At 62.1% G+C, this 14990-nt stretch carries 11 protein-coding genes; 5 read left to right on the forward strand and 6 right to left on the reverse strand.

From position 1 onward, the window contains the following. Window positions 1–40 precede the first annotated feature (40 nt). The 3 genes from E6X30_RS01560 to E6X30_RS01570 are packed head-to-tail and all read left to right on the forward strand — an operon-like array spanning window position 41 to window position 3561. Window positions 41–841 carry a c-type cytochrome gene (locus E6X30_RS01560; protein WP_070458520.1) on the forward strand — a complete coding sequence of 267 codons (801 nt, stop codon included), beginning with the start codon at window positions 41–43 and terminating at the stop codon, window positions 839–841. A 5-nt stretch (window positions 842–846) separates the two neighbouring features. After that, window positions 847–1923, forward strand: coding sequence for a ubiquinol-cytochrome c reductase iron-sulfur subunit (locus E6X30_RS01565; protein ID WP_070458832.1), 1077 nt, complete (start codon window positions 847–849; stop codon window positions 1921–1923). Window positions 1924–1929: 6 nt separating this feature from the next. Further along, a complete protein-coding gene (locus tag E6X30_RS01570) occupies window positions 1930–3561 on the forward strand; it encodes a cytochrome bc complex cytochrome b subunit (protein ID WP_034373367.1) in 1632 nt (543 codons plus the stop codon). An 844-nt stretch (window positions 3562–4405) separates the two neighbouring features. Here E6X30_RS01570 and E6X30_RS01575 read toward each other — a convergent pair. From E6X30_RS01575 to E6X30_RS01595, 5 genes are all read right to left on the reverse strand, one after another. Next, window positions 4406–4822 (reverse strand): cytochrome c oxidase subunit 4, encoded by a 417-nt coding sequence (locus E6X30_RS01575; RefSeq protein ID WP_070458513.1) that lies wholly within the window; start codon window positions 4820–4822, stop codon window positions 4406–4408. A gap of 2 nt (window positions 4823–4824) precedes the next feature. Further along, complete coding sequence (gene ctaD, locus E6X30_RS01580; RefSeq protein WP_070458512.1) at window positions 4825–6537, reverse strand: cytochrome c oxidase subunit I; 1713 nt, start codon at window positions 6535–6537, stop codon at window positions 4825–4827. Beyond that, window positions 6534–7442 (reverse strand): cytochrome c oxidase subunit II, encoded by a 909-nt coding sequence (gene coxB / locus E6X30_RS01585; protein WP_016664695.1) that lies wholly within the window; start codon window positions 7440–7442, stop codon window positions 6534–6536. Before coxB ends, ctaD begins: the two co-directional genes overlap by 4 nt. 336 nt (window positions 7443–7778) lie before the next feature. Further along, entirely contained in the window at window positions 7779–8135 is a 357-nt protein-coding gene (locus tag E6X30_RS01590; protein ID WP_016664696.1) for an iron-sulfur cluster assembly accessory protein, read from the reverse strand. Between the two features lie 43 nt (window positions 8136–8178). Then, window positions 8179–9552, reverse strand: coding sequence for a dipeptidase (locus tag E6X30_RS01595; RefSeq protein ID WP_016664697.1), 1374 nt, complete (start codon window positions 9550–9552; stop codon window positions 8179–8181). A gap of 132 nt (window positions 9553–9684) precedes the next feature. Here E6X30_RS01595 and E6X30_RS01600 point away from each other — a divergent pair, with 132 nt between their 5' ends. Continuing rightward, on the forward strand, window positions 9685–10284 hold the full coding sequence (locus E6X30_RS01600; protein ID WP_016664698.1) for a DUF3043 domain-containing protein: 600 nt from the start codon (window positions 9685–9687) through the stop codon (window positions 10282–10284). Window positions 10285–10358: 74 nt separating this feature from the next. Here E6X30_RS01600 and aspS read toward each other — a convergent pair whose 3' ends face one another. Further along, entirely contained in the window at window positions 10359–12170 is a 1812-nt protein-coding gene (gene aspS / locus E6X30_RS01605; protein WP_016664699.1) for an aspartate--tRNA ligase, read from the reverse strand. Between the two features lie 925 nt (window positions 12171–13095). Between aspS and E6X30_RS01610 the strand changes: the two genes are divergently transcribed. After that, entirely contained in the window at window positions 13096–14985 is a 1890-nt protein-coding gene (locus tag E6X30_RS01610; protein ID WP_316335706.1) for a DEAD/DEAH box helicase, read from the forward strand. The last annotated feature ends 5 nt before the right edge of the window (window positions 14986–14990 follow it).

Genomic DNA, 14990 nt, shown 5'->3' on the forward strand with positions numbered 1-14990 from the left:
TACTCGGATTCGCACCCTTTACCGAAACGAGGTCCTCACAGTGAAGGCTCTGGCCACACACCGCCATCACCCGATGGCGCTCCTTGCCATCATCTTGATGGCGTTGATCGCCACGGGCGGTTTGTTTGCCGTCCTCTCCCCCAAAGACGCTTCCGCTGAGGCCTTCTCGGCCTCCGACGTCGCCGAAGGGAAGAAGCTCTTCGTCTCGAACTGCGCGACGTGCCACGGCATGAACGGCGAAGGTCGCAAAGACAGTGACGGCAACACGGTTGGCTCGTCGCTCATCGGCGTTGGCGCCGCTGCCGTCGACTTCCAGGTGGGAACGGGCCGCATGCCCATGCAGGAGTCCGGCCCGCAGGCGCAGCGCAAGCCCGTGCAGTTCACCGATAAGCAGATCTCGCAGCTTGCCGCTTACGTGGCCTCGCTGGGCCCTGGCCCGTCGATCCCCACTGAGGAGCAGCTGAGCAAGGAAGGCGCCGACATCACCAAAGGTGGCGAGATCTTCCGCATCAACTGCGCCATGTGCCACAGCGCGTCTGCTGCCGGCGGCGCACTTACGGAAGGCAAGTGGGCCCCGACTCTTCGCGGTGTCGAGGACAAGCACATCTACGAAGCCATGGAATCCGGCCCGCAGAACATGCCGGTGTTTAACGACAACAACCTGAGCCCCGAAGACAAGCGCGACGTCATCGCCTACCTCAACCAGCTTGAAGAGAACGGCTCGCCCGGCGGCTACTCGCTCGGCGCGCTCGGCCCGGTCACCGAGGGCCTCTTCGCCTGGACGGCGATTCTCGCGATTCTGCTCGGCTGCGCTATCTGGTTGGGAGCTAAGGCAAAGTGAACGAACTGACACACAACATCGACGGCACCTCGCCGCGCACAGGCGTAAGCACTGTCGCCCGCGCGGAAGAGGGCGGTTTCCGCAACCCCGGCCTGCCGCCGCACGAATACCGGCAGGCGGACCTAGATCCGAAGGCCGAAAAGCGCGCCGAGCGCATCGTCTCGCTGCTGTTCGTCCTCTCGATTCTCGGCACGGCATTCTTCATCGCTTCCTACTTCCTCTTCAGCCCCACGGGCACGAACCTCCTCGCCGAAGAAGGCACGCTTTCGGCCGTGCACTGGTCAACTCTCACCATGGGTATCGGCCTCGCTGTTGGCATCTTCTTCATCGGTGCAGGTGCGATCCATTGGGCAAAGACCCTCATGCCCGATCACGAAGTCACCGAGGAGCGACACGCACAGCGCGGCGATGAAGAAACGCGCGAGGCCGCGTCGAAGATTCTTGTCGACGGCATCAATGAGTCCGGTATCGCCCGCCGCCCACTGGTCGTCGCCTCTCTCGCAGGTGCGCTGGCAGCCCTTCCTATCGCCGTTCTCTTTCCGATCTCGACCCTCGGTCCCCTTCCCGGCAATAAGCTCCACCACACGTTCTGGGGCCGCGCCACGGAAAACAAGAAGCGCGTTCGCATCGCCCGCGACCACGACCAAACGCCCATCAAGGCTTCGGACGTCACCGTCGGCTCGATTTTCCACGTGATGCCCGAGGGCCTCACCGAGGAGACTCCCGACTGGATCGAGGAGCGCGCGAAAGCAGCAGCTATTCTCGTGCGCATCGATCCTGCAGACGGTAAGAATGAGGCCTCGCTCGAGGCTGGCCACGAGGGAATCCTCGCGTTCTCGAAGATCTGCACTCACGTCGGTTGCCCCGTCGCGCTCTACGAACAGCAGACCCACCACATGCTGTGCCCGTGCCACCAGTCGACGTTCGATGTCACCGACGGCGCCAAGGTTGTCTTCGGCCCGGCGCACCGTCCGCTCCCGCAGCTTCCCATCGAGGTTGACGACGAGGGCTACCTTGTCGCAACCGGCGATTTCCCCGAGCCCATCGGTCCCAGCTTCTGGGACATTCACAAGGAGAAGTAATTCCTCATGAGTGACACCCAGACCACCGGCCTCGACCGCAACTCGAAGGCCTTCAAGCTCGGCTCGGTAGGCGCTAGCTGGCTCGATGAGCGTACGAGCGGCGCCAACATCGTCAAAGGTTTCGCACGGAAGATCTTCCCCGACCACTGGTCGTTCATGTTCGGCGAAGTCGCGCTCTATAGTTTCGTTGTTCTCGTAATCTCGGGCATCTTCCTCACGATGTTCTTCGTTCCCTCGATGAATGAAGTCGTCTACGAAGGCTCCTACACGGCGCTCCAGGGAGCGCACATGTCAGCAGCGTTCAACTCGACGCTGCACCTGTCATTCGATGTGTGGGGTGGCCTCCTCTTCAGGCAGATCCACCACTGGGCAGCGCTCACGTTCATGGTGGCGATCTTCGTGCACATGTTCCGCGTCTTCTTCACGGGCGCGTTCCGCAAGCCACGTGAGCTCAACTGGCTCATCGGCTTCGGCCTCATGGTGCTCGCGATGCTCGCTGGATTCTCCGGGTACTCGCTTCCCGACGACGTCCTCTCGGGCAACGGTTTGCGTATTGCCGACGGCGTCATGAAGGCCATTCCGATCCTCGGCACCTACGGCTCGATGCTCATGTTTGGCGGTGAATTCCCGGGCCACGACATCATCCCGCGGCTCTTCACCGTCCACATCCTCCTCATCCCCGGTGCGATCCTGGCGCTCATCGCGCTGCATATGTTCTTCCTCGTGATGCACAAGCACACGCAGTACCCCGGCCCGGGTCGCACCGATCGCAACGTGGTCGGCTACCCGCTCTTCCCCGTCTACACGGCGAAAGCCGGCGGCTTCTTCTTCATCGTGTTCGGTGTACTCACCCTCGTGGGCGCCACCGTCGCCATGAACCCGGTCTGGAACTACGGTCCTTACGACCCCTCCCCCGTGTCGGCTGGTTCGCAGCCCGACTGGTACATGCTGTTCCTCGAAGGCTCGCTGCGCCTCATGCCGGGCTGGGAGCCCACGATCTTCGGCTACCCAATCTCGCTCAACATCATCATTCCCGGCATGATTTTCCCGGGCATCATGTTCGGCAGCCTCGCGCTGTATCCGTTCATTGAACAGTGGGTCACCGGCGACGACCGCGAACACCACGTTCTCGACCTTCCGTACAACACGCCCGTGCGCACGGGATTCGGCGTCGCCTGGATTTCTGCCTACGTCGTTTCGATGCTTGCCGGCGCGAACGACCTCATGGCCGTCGCCTTCCACATGTCGCTGAACAACCTCACGTGGTTCTTCCGCATCGGCATCTTCGCGATCCCTGTCATCTCGTTCATCGTGACGAAGCGGGTGTGCCTCTCAATCCAGAAGCACAAGAAGCAGATCGCCCTCCACGGCGTTGAAACCGGGAAGGTTGTGCGCATGGAGAACGGTGAAACGCTCGAGATCCACGAGCCACTCAGCGAGTATGATCGCTGGGTTCTCGTGAGCTACGACAACCACCGCCCGCTCAAGAAGGGCGAGGGCGTCTCGTCGCTTCGAGCTAAGGCCTCGAGCTTCTTCTTCAAGGACCGTGTGGAGCCTGCTACGCCTGCGGAGCTCCGCGAGGCGCTCGAGCACTCGGGCCACGAGGAGCATAAGATCAAGGCTCTCGTCGGCAGCTGATCGAGCACCCTTCCCGAATTCCATAGAGGTTGTGGGGGTTTGCCACTGAGCTTCGGCTCGGGCAGGCCCCCACTTCTGTGCGCGCTCCCCGCAGGAGGGCATGTTTCCTCACCCCCTCGAAAACAAGGACATTGCAACTATCTCCCTCGGCACGGACCCAATTTTTACTTCGCTTCGACCGAAACCGATCGCGCACGACGTGAATCCGTACGGCCCCCGGGAGGCGGAACCCTGCCTGCACTCCCGACGCAACGCCGAGTCCTATAGCCACGGCACAACCAACCGCCAGTGCTGGCGGGCTTCGTCAGCGCCGCTCCCCGGAGTTTGGCTCCATCGACTGCGTGGCGAAGAATCGACCGCTGCTTGGAACATGCGAACCGACCTAGATACGGCGCCGGTGCGAGTACACCTCATCGGCCTCATGGCGTGAATAGCTAGCGGTGTCACGCTGCGCAATCGTCGGCTATCCAGGACTGCCCTCCTTGGAGACGGCCGTTTTCCGGGAGTTCGTTCATTAGCACTTCAAAACTCGGTTTCTCCGGGAATCCGGTCGTGCTTCACAAGCGGGGCTTTCCAAAATTTCAGTACTGCCGAGAGCCTTGCCGCTGCACGCCCGCAGCACGGCTCTCAGCGCACGGAGAGGGAGCCGACGGCTACCTGGAGCCGTCAGCCGCATTCTCATAGCTGTCCTGCGCCCGCGCGTTTAGCGCGTACGGGTAGTCCCGTTCCCTTTCATTGAATGTGCGAATGCCCGGCGGACTCTCTTAGAGCCTGCCGGGCATTCGACAGCGTGGATTCTATCTTTTCAGGCTGCCCCGCGGAACGCGGTCACGTACCTGAATTTTCAGTGGCTGTTGTGCCCCACCGAGTAGGCCATAACCCACATGATGACGCCGATCATGCCGATCACGATTCCGAGCGCGGTGATCCAGTAGGCGATTGGGAAACCGCCGAACGCGAGGGAAGCACCGACTGCACATACGAGGGGCGCCCAGCTGTAGGGAGCGAAGACGCCCTTGTGGCCAGCTTCTTCGTGGACTTCGGCGTTGTCGTCGTCTTGGGCACCGCCACCGAAGCGGCGCTCGCTCATCCATACGTAGATGGCGATCATCCAGCACATTGCTGCGAGAGCAAAGAGTGCAGGAACGCCGACCCACTCGATGCCGCCGGGATCGACGTTGAGGGTGAGGAGGGTGTAAACAACGCCGACGACAGCTACGAAGCAGCCGATGAGGGCAAAGATAATGACGTTGGCGCGCATTCTTACTTACCTCCGTGGGCGCTAACGAGGGCTATCTCGTCGCGGTTGACGTGGACCTGATCGATCGCGGCGACTTCCGGGAACTTCTGGTCGAAGGCCGGGCGTTCCGAGCGAATGCGCGGCAGCTCGACGAAGTTATGGCGCGGCGGCGGGCACGAGGTTGCCCACTCGAGGGAAGCGCCGTAGCCCCAAGGGTCGTTCACGGTGACTTTCTCGCCCTTCATGTGGGTGAGGATCACGTTAAGGAAGAACGGAAGAGTCGAGGCACCAAGGATGAAGGCGCCGATCGTGGAGAACTGGTTCATCCACTGGAAACCGTCCTCGGAGAGGTAGTTCATGTAACGGCGCGGAGCACCCTCGACACCCATGAAGTGCTGGATGAGGAAGGTCATGTGGAAGCCGACGAGTAGGAGCCAGAAGTGCACCTTTGCGAGGTCTTCGCGGAGCTTGTAGCCGAACATCTTGGGCCACCAGAAGTAGAAGCCCGCGAACATTTCGAAGGCCACCGTGCCGAAGATGACGTAGTGGAAGTGCGCGACGACGAAGTAGGTGTCGCTCAGGTGGAAGTCGAGAACCGGGGTGGAGAGGATGACGCCGGTGAGGCCACCAAAGAGGAAGGTGGTCATGAAGCCGAGCGTGAACAACATTGGCGATTCAAAGGTGAGGGAACCGCGCCACATGGTGCCGACCCAGTTGAAGAACTTCACGCCTGTGGGAACCGCGATCATCATGGTCATGAAGGCGAAGAAGTCGAGCATCACTGCGCCGGTTGTGAACATGTGGTGCGCCCACACGGTCACGGAGAGGGCAGCGATCGAGATCGTCGCATAGACGAGGGTCTTGTAGCCGAAGATGGGCTTGCGGCTGAAGACGGGGATGATTTCAGAGGCGATACCGAAGAACGGCAGCGCGAGAACGTAAACCTCGGGGTGGCCAAAGAACCAGAAGAGGTGCTGCCAGAGGATTGGCCCGCCGTTGGCAGGGTCAAAGATATTGGCGTCGAGCACGCGGTCAGCGCCGAGGGCGAAAAGCGCGGCTGCGAGCGGGGGGAAGACCATGAGGATGAGGATCGACGTAATGAGGACGTTCCACGTGAAGATCGGCATGCGGAACATGGTCATGCCGGGCATGCGCATTGTGATGATGGTCGTGATGAAGTTGACCGCACCGAGGATGGTGCCGAAGCCCTGCATGCACAACCCGAAGGCCCACAGGTCGCCGCCGAGCCCCGGAGTAAAGGTTGTGTCGGAAAGCGGCGCGTAGGCGAACCAGCCGAAGGAGGCCGCACCCTGCGGTGTAAGGAATCCGGCGCAGGCAATGAGTGAGCCGAATCCGGTGAGCCAGTACGAGAACATGTTCAGGCGCGGGAACGCCATGTCGACTGCACCGATTTGAAGCGGCAAAAGGTAGTTTGCGAAGCCGGCAAAGAGCGGTGTGCCGAACATGAGGAGCATGATCGTGCCGTGCATCGTGAAGAGCTGGTTGTACTGCCCCTTGGACACGACCACCTGCAGGCCTGGCTCCCACAGTTCGGCACGAATGAGCAGTGCGAGCACGCCACCGAAGCAGAAGAAGAAAAAGGCGGTAGCCATGTACATGATGCCGATCGTCTTGTGATCGGTCGTGGTGAGCAGCTTGAAGAGCTGGTTGCCCTTCTTCGTCTCAGGCGTGGCCGGGGTGAAGCGGCTCGTGGTCTCTGCGGTTGTAGTGCTCACTTTTTGGCATCCTCACGACGGTTTTCGATGCGGCGGTCGGAATCGTCCTTCATGTTCCAGGACTTTTGGAGGCGGTTGAGGTCGTTCGACAGCTGACCCGTGTTCCCCTTCGCGCGCAGCTCTTCCATGTGCGCTTCGAACTCTTGCTTGGAGACAACCTTGACGTTGAAGAGCATGTCGGAGTGGAACTCACCGCACAGCTCGGCGCATTTGCCGGCGTAGGTGCCTTCGATCTGCGGGGTCACCTGGAAGGCGGTGGTGTGACCGGGGAACATGTCTTTCTTGTAGAGGAAGTCCACGACCCAGAACGAGTGGATGACGTCGCGAGAGTCGAGCTGGAACTCAACGGTTTCGCCAACGGGAAGGTAAAGAGTGGGGAGATCTTCAGCGGCGCCTTCTTCGCCAGTGCGGAAGGACTGGACGCCTGGATCTTCGTGGACATCTGCGTCAACGTAGTTGAAATCCCAGCTCCACTGCTTCGCAACGACGTTGACGGTGACATCCGGGTTCGGGTCGAGACGTTCGATCTCGGAGATGTCACGCTGCGTGAAGTAGAAGAGGGTCATGATCATGATGACCGGAATGAGCGTGAACGTCAGCTCGATCGGAACGTGATAGCGCAGCTGGACGGGGAAGCCCTTGTCGCCCTTCTTGCGGCGGTAGGCGATGGCACACCAGAAGATCAAGCCCCACACGAGAAGGCCGACGGCGAGGAGGGTAATCCACGAACCGGTCCACATTGTGATGATGCGGTCTGTCTGATTCGTGATCTGGTGAGTGGTGTCACCGGGGAGGAATCCTCGCTGCTGCTCTTCCGTGCAGCCCACGAGAGCAAGCGCCGTCAGGGCAAAGGCGGCGATGGCCTTCGGCATTCGGCGGCTGCGTTCCGGGGTTTGGGGGATCACAGGCTGACCTTCCATGTATCGCGTGGCGAATCGGTTGTGGGGAGATTCGCTCTCGATTGTGCGGTTGTTTCTGTCTACCTCGCTCCCGGCGTGGCACGGGGTGTGCACACTAATCGGGACGAGAGTCCTTAGTCATCATACGCGACTTGCCACCAAATGTTGCCTTCACCGTCGCTTTTTGCAGATTCCGTGGGGTTTGCTCAGTCACGTTTGGGCCGCTCGGGACGGGCAAGCAGGTCCAGCGCGAGGTTTTGGGTCCGACGGATGCCCGATTAACGCGCGAGTGGGCCACCGCGTGCGCGGCAGCCCACTCGCGAACTGAACGAACGAGCGCGTTTAGGCGAAGGAGTCTCCGCATGCGCACGAGCTCGACGCATTGGGGTTGTCGATCGTGAAACCTTGCTTCTCGATGGTGTCGGAGAAGTCGATCGTTGCTCCCGACAGGAACGGGATCGAATTCTTGTCGACAACGACCTCGACGCCGTTGAAGTCAACGGTCGCATCGCCCTCAAGGAGACGTTCATCGAAGTAGAGCTGATAGATGAGCCCCGAGCAGCCGCCAGGCTGAACGGCGATACGAAGGCGCAGGTCATCGCGACCTTCTTGCGCGAGAAGCTGTTTCACCTTGTCGGATGCAACCTCGGTGAGGGTCACACCGTGTGCGGGAACAGCTTTAGTTGCGGTGTCGGTCATTGGTCCTCCGTGGTGGTCCGGTATGTCACGTGTGCGTCAAAGCCTACGCGGTTTCTTTCGGTTCGAGCTCGGCGGCGCCGAGCAGGATGAGTGCTTCAGCAACGCAGACGCGTTCGAAGTCGCCGAGGTGGAGCGACTCGTCGACGCCGTGGGCGCGCGAATCCGGGTCTTCAACACCGGTCACGAGCACATCCGCTTTCGGGAACAGCTCGAGAAGATCGGAGATGAAGGGGATCGAGCCACCGAGACCCGTATCGACGGGTTCGACGCCCCACGAGTCATGAAACGCGCGGCGAGCCAGATCCATTCCCGCGCTGCTCGCGGGCGCAAGGAATGGTTTGCCTGCATCGACGGGCGTGAACGTGACCTTCGCGGCGGCCGGCGTGTGGGCTTCAACGTGCTTTCTAAGAACCTCGGTGGCGTGTGCGGGGTCTTCGCCAGGCGCGATGCGCACGCTGACCTTCGCGCGAGCCTTCGATACGAGCGTGTTCGAGGCTTGCTGCACGGCCGGCGCGTCGATGCCGATGACCGAGATCGCGGGCTTCGTCCACAGGCGCGAGGTGATCGATCCGTCGCCGGCGAGCGGCAGCCCTTCGGGGACACCGGCGTCGCGGCGGAAGTCCGCTTCGTCCATGTCAACTTCGGGGGCATCGGCCACGTGAAGACCGTCGACGGCGATCGTGCCGTCGTCGTTGTGGAAGGTCGTGAGGACGCGCGAAAGCTGGGTAAGAGCATCGATCACGGGTCCACCGAACATGCCCGAGTGCACGGAGTAGTCGAGAACCTGAACGTCAAGCTCGAAGGCAACAACGCCGCGAAGGCTCGTCGTGAGGGCGGGGCGGCCGACGGCCCAGTTCGAGGAGTCGGCGACGACGATGATGTCGCTGCGCATGATGTCCTGGTGCTTTTCGAGGAACGGGCGGAAGGTCTCGCTGCCGTATTCCTCTTCACCTTCCACAAACACGACGATGCCGACGCCGGATTCTTCGAGCTCGTCCTTGAGCGCACGCAGGGCGGTCACGTGAGCCATCACGCCGGCCTTGTCGTCGGCAGCGCCGCGGCCGTACAGGCGGCCGTTGCGCTCGGTCGCTTCAAACGGCGGAGTTGTCCATTCGGATTCATCGCCGACGGGCTGCACGTCGTGGTGGGCGTACAGCATGACCGTCGGCTTACCTGGCTTCGCGGGACGTCGCGCGAGAACGGCCGGCGCGCCGCCCTCGACGGATTCGATGCTTACCTCGGGCATACCGGCATCCTTGAGGAGCGCGGCTACTTTTTCGGCACTAGCCCTCACGTGCGACTGGTCGTAACCGTCAAAAGCGATCGAGGGAATCGCGACGAGCGCCGTGAGGTCCTCGAGTGCTTGCGGTTGAAGGGCTTTGACCTTCTCATTGATTGCGTCGACGCTGAGCGACATTCCTCTTCTCCTTCCGCGCCGCTGGCGCGTTAATGGTCTTTGCTCCACCGTATCCCTGCGACCGTCGGAATTCCTCACGAAACCCCGTGCCTACTGTGCGTGTCCGGGCGCCGGGAGTCTAGAATTGGATGGGTGAATACCGACACGACTTCCGCTAACTCCGCCAGCCCTGCCCCAGCCGAGCATTCTGCGACGACCCCGAAGAAGGGGCGCCCGACCCGCTCGCGTAAGGACGCCCAGGCTGCGCGCCGCACGCCGCTCGTTCCGAAGGATCGCAAGGAGGCGAAGCGCCGTTCTAAGCAGAAGGACCGCGCGGCGGCCAATCGCGAGCACCAGGCTCTCCTCACCGGCGATGAGGCGCACTACCCCGTACAGCACCGTGGTGCCGATCGCCGTCTCGTGCGTGACGTCGTCGACTCGCGCCATAACGTCGCCGAGTACTTCTTGCCACTGGCCCTGATCGCGATGCTGTTCCCCTTCGTGATGCAGCTCATCGACCCGGTAAAGTTCCAGGTCGTTTCGATTGTGTTCCTCGCCGTGCTGTGGGCAGGCATCATCGTCGTGGTGATCGATACGTTCCTCGTGCGGCGCAAAATCCGCAAGGCACTCATGGAACGGTTCGGCGTGGTCCCGGCCGGAATGGTGTCGTACGGGCTCCTTCGCTCAACGAACATCCGCCCGTGGCGCATGCCGAAACCGCAGATCAAGCATGGCGAGGACCCTCGTCCGTAGATTTTCTTCGCCCATGGGAAAGCCCCCGGCCCGAACATGTCGTTCGGTAACCGGGGGCTTTGTGCAGGGCCGGGTTACTTGGCGGTGTCCGACGGCTGCTCGGCCTTCGCCGAGTCCTTATCCTTTGCCTTCTTCTCCGGCTTGAAGTCCACGCCCGCTTCCTTACGCTGCTGCGGCGTGATGGGCGCCGGGGCTGCCGTCAGCGGGTCGTAACCGTTACCGGTCTTCGGGAAGGCGATGACATCGCGGATCGAGTCGGTCTTCGCGAGGATCGACACGATGCGATCCCAGCCGAACGCGATGCCGCCGTGGGGCGGCGCACCGAACTTGAACGCCTCGAGGAGGAAGCCGAACTTCTCCTGCGCTTCTTCTTCGCTGATGCCCATCAGTGCGAAGACGCGCTGCTGCACGTCGGCCTGGTGGATACGAATCGAGCCGCCGCCAATCTCGTTGCCGTTGCATACAATGTCGTAGCCGTAGCTGAGCGCCGAGCCAGGGTCGGTGTCAAACGTGTCAAGGAACTCAGGCTTCGGGGACGTGAAGGCGTGGTGAACGGCGGTCCATTCGCCGTGACCAACCGCGACGTCGCCGGCCGCTTCGGCGTCGCCGGCGGGCTCGAACATGGGCGCATCCACGACCCACACGAAAGCGAACTCGTCGGGGTTGATCAGGCCGAGGCGGTCGCCAATCTCGTTGCGCACGGCGCCAAGAAGGGCGCGCGAATTCTTGGCGTCGCCGGCTGCGAAGAACACGCAGTCGCCAGCGCTCGCGCCGACCTTGTCGGCGAGACCGGCCTTCTCCTCGTCGGAGAGGTTCTTGGCGACGGGGCCGCCGAGCGAACCATCCTCCTGGAAGAGGACGTAAGCGAGGCCCTTTGCGCCGCGCTGCTTCGCGAATTCCTGCCACGCATCGAGCGTGCGGCGCGGCTGCGAAGCGCCGCCTTTCATGACGATCGCGCCAACGTACGGCGCCTGGAACACGCGGAACGGCGTGTCCTTGAAGAAGTCGGTCATCTCGGTGATCTCGAGATCGAAACGGAGGTCTGGCTTATCCGAGCCGTAGCGGGCCATCGATTCGTGGTAGGTGATGCGCTTGATCGGCGTTTCAATGTCGTAGCCGATTTGCTTCCACACGTTCACGAGAATCTTCTCGGCAAGCGCGATCACGTCTTCCTGATCAGCGAAGCTCATTTCGACGTCAAGCTGCGTGAACTCGGGCTGGCGGTCGGCGCGGAAGTCTTCGTCGCGGTAGCAGCGAGCGAGCTGGAAGTAGCGTTCCATGCCGCCCACCATGAGCAGCTGCTTGAAAAGCTGCGGCGACTGCGGAAGTGCGTACCACGATCCGGGAGCGAGGCGTGCCGGGACGAGGAAGTCGCGCGCCCCCTCGGGGGTCGAGCGGGTAAGGGTTGGCGTTTCGATCTCGACGAAGTCTTCGTTGAGGAGCACCTCGCGCGCGGCCTGATTGACTTTCGAGCGCAGGCGCAACGCATATGCCGTTTCCGCACGGCGCATGTCGAGGTAGCGGTAGCGCAAGCGAGCTTCCTCGCCCACCTCACTGTGCTCATCGAGCTGGAACGGGAGCGCAGCGGCGGGGTTGAGCACCTCAACCTCGGATGCGATGACCTCGATGTCGCCCGTGGGAAGAGCCGGGTTTTCGTTACCTTCGGGGCGGCGCTCGACCTTTCCCGTGACCTTGAGCACGAACTCGTTTCGCAAGTGATGCGCATCTTCTTCGCGAACAACGACCTGCGACACCCCCGAAGCATCACGCAGATCGAGGAAGGCCACACCGCCGTGGTCACGGCGCCTTCCAATCCAGCCGGCGAGAGTGACGTCCTGGCCGATGTGATCTGCCCTCAGATCACCGGCGCGGTGGGTGCGAAGCATGAAGATTCCTTTGACTTCGGGGTGGTCGGTCGTGTGCGGCGCATGCATGCGCGGGCACCGTAAGGGTGCGGTGCGCTCGGCGATCAGCCGCAATCCGCACCAGTTTAGCGCGCACGGCTAGCGAGTGCAGTCCGACGGTTGCCGCTCAACCGTCGGACCTGCCCCAAATCTCTTTGTCGTCTACCCCTGCCCGACACTTTGCCCCTTCCTCCGGTGTCTCCTCCCCTCCAGCGAACTCCAACTCCCCCAGCCCATCTCTCCCATTCTTCCTCCCCTCCAGCCGCACCCCCTTGCCCCTTTCTTCCGTCTCTCCTCCCCTCTAACTGCACTCTCAACTCCCCTGCCCGTCTCTCCTGCCCTCCGGCGGCACTCCCCCTGCCCGTCTCTCCTCGCTCCTTGGGTCGCCCCTGTCTCCGTTCCACGCCGCTCCCGCAACGAAAGTGGTGATTTTTGGCGTAAAGGACCTGATAAACATCGTGAGGCGGCGATTTTTCCCCACTTTCACCGAATCTTCTGGGGCGATAAGGGCAAGGCGACCTCAGGGACGAGAGGGTTGGGGGCCCAAGTGGGGGTACCCGAGCAGCGACATCAAGGGGCGATGAGAGAGACCAAGGGGCGATGCACGAGAAATGGGGTCAAAAGCCACACGAACAATGCGTGAGGCCAGCAGAGAAATCTTGCGGAGGTGACCATTGTCGCGCCCTTCCCCCTCCCCTTGCGCCCCTATTTTCCGTAAGCTGGTGCCAGCACGTGTGAGCGCCATGTGGGCGCGATGAGGACTTAGCGCCGATCCGGACGGCGCATTTTTTGTGCGGGATTCCCGCGGGGACGTGCTCGACAGAATGAGGGGCCGATGAGCGGCCCGAAAGTGTTCACGTGCGTATTCCGGGGCGGGCGTGTGTGATGGCCCGGAAGGACCCGAATGATGACGACCGACAACCACAACGACACGGAAATTGCCCTGGAAAACCGCGAAGAAATCGCGGAAGCGCTCGAGATGGATGGCATGGCGCAGGCCGGTACAGACGCCGCAGACGGCGGCACGGATACAGACACCCCCGAAGAACCAGCCAACGACGAGCGCATGCGCTTCGATGAACTCGGCCTTCCGCCGGAGCTTCTCGCGGCCGTCCACGACCTTGGGTTCACGCATCCCTCCCCCATCCAAGAGCGCGCCATTCCCGCACTGCTCGAAGGGCGAAGCGTCCTCGGCGTCGCCCAGACCGGTACGGGTAAAACCGCCGCGTTTGGTCTGCCGCTGCTCGCTGAAATCCGAGCTTCGAACCGCTCTACCCAGGGACTCGTTCTTGCCCCAACGCGAGAACTCGCCATGCAGGTGGCCGATGCAATCCAGTCGTTCGCCGCGAAGCTCGATGGGGTGAACGTCGTGAGCGTGTATGGCGGCGCCCCGTACGGCCCACAGGAAAGAGCGCTCGAGCGCGGCGCCCATGTCATTGTCGGCACGCCCGGGCGCGTCATCGACCATCTCAAGCGCGGCAATATCGTGCTTGACGACCTCTCGACACTCGTGCTGGACGAGGCCGATGAAATGCTCCGCATGGGCTTTGCCGAGGACGTCGACGAAATCCTCGGTTTCGCCCCGAAGCAGAAGCGCATGGCACTTTTCAGCGCAACCATGCCTCCCGCGATTAAGCGCGTTGCGGAGGAGCACATGCCCGATGCGGTCAGCGTCGCCGTCGCCCGACAGTCGACAACCGTCACGAGCGTCGACCAGAAGTACGCGGTCGTGCCGTTCCGCCACAAGACGGGCGCCCTCACCCGCATCGTTGAGACAACGGATGCCGATGCCACGATCGTGTTTGTGCGCACGCGTAGCGCGGCCGAAGAAGTAGGAACGGCGCTCATTGCTCGCGGCATCGTGGCTGCGACCATCTCGGGCGACGTCCCACAAAAAGAGCGCGAGCGTATCGTCGAGCGCCTGCGCGACGGTTCACTCACGGTCCTCGTCGCGACCGACGTTGCCGCCCGAGGTCTAGACGTCGAACGCATCGGCCTCGTGGTCAATTTTGACATTCCCTCGGAACCCGAGGCATACGTCCACCGCATTGGCCGCACCGGCCGCGCTGGCCGCACGGGGCAGGCGATTACTTTCGTCGCACCTCACGAAAAGCGAAAGCTACGCAACATCGAGCGCACGACTCGTCAGGAACTTGAGGAAGTGCAGATCCCCTCACCGCTCGACGTCTCGCGCCACAAGATGAAAAAGGTGCTGAGTGAGGTACCCGCGCGTCTCGAGAAGGGACGCCTCAACCTCTACTACGACCTCCTCAACGAGTTCTTGAGCGAAAACAATGTCTCGATTGAACAGGTAGCAGCGGCGCTCGGTGCGATGACGGTCGGCGACGACGGCCCACGCGCGAGCGATGATGAGTTCACGGGTGCAAGCTTCCGCGATAAGGGAGCCAAGGGCGATCGCAAAGATCGTGGCGATCGGGGAGATCGCAACCGCGGCGAGAAGCGCTCACGCCGCACGAGTGCTGGCTTCACGACCTACCGCATCGCAGTCGGTAAGAATAATGGCGTGCGCCCGCAGGCAATCGTTGGAGCAATCGCCGGCGAGGGCGGACTCAATGGTCAGGATGTCGGCAAGATCGATCTCTTCCCCTCGTTCTCGCTCGTCGAGCTTCGCGATGGCGTCGACGAGGCAGCGCTCGCGCGCATTGGCCGCGCGCGCGTGGGTGGCAAGCCGATGCGTATTCAGGTCGATCAGGGTCCAAAGAAGGGCGGAAAATTCAAGACCCGCAAGGGCAAGCGATTCGAGGACCGCGGCGCAAAGAAGTCCAATCGCTGGTAAAGCGG

Source organism: Dermabacter sp. (genome assembly GCF_032550575.1).
Classification (GTDB): domain Bacteria; phylum Actinomycetota; class Actinomycetes; order Actinomycetales; family Dermabacteraceae; genus Dermabacter; species Dermabacter hominis.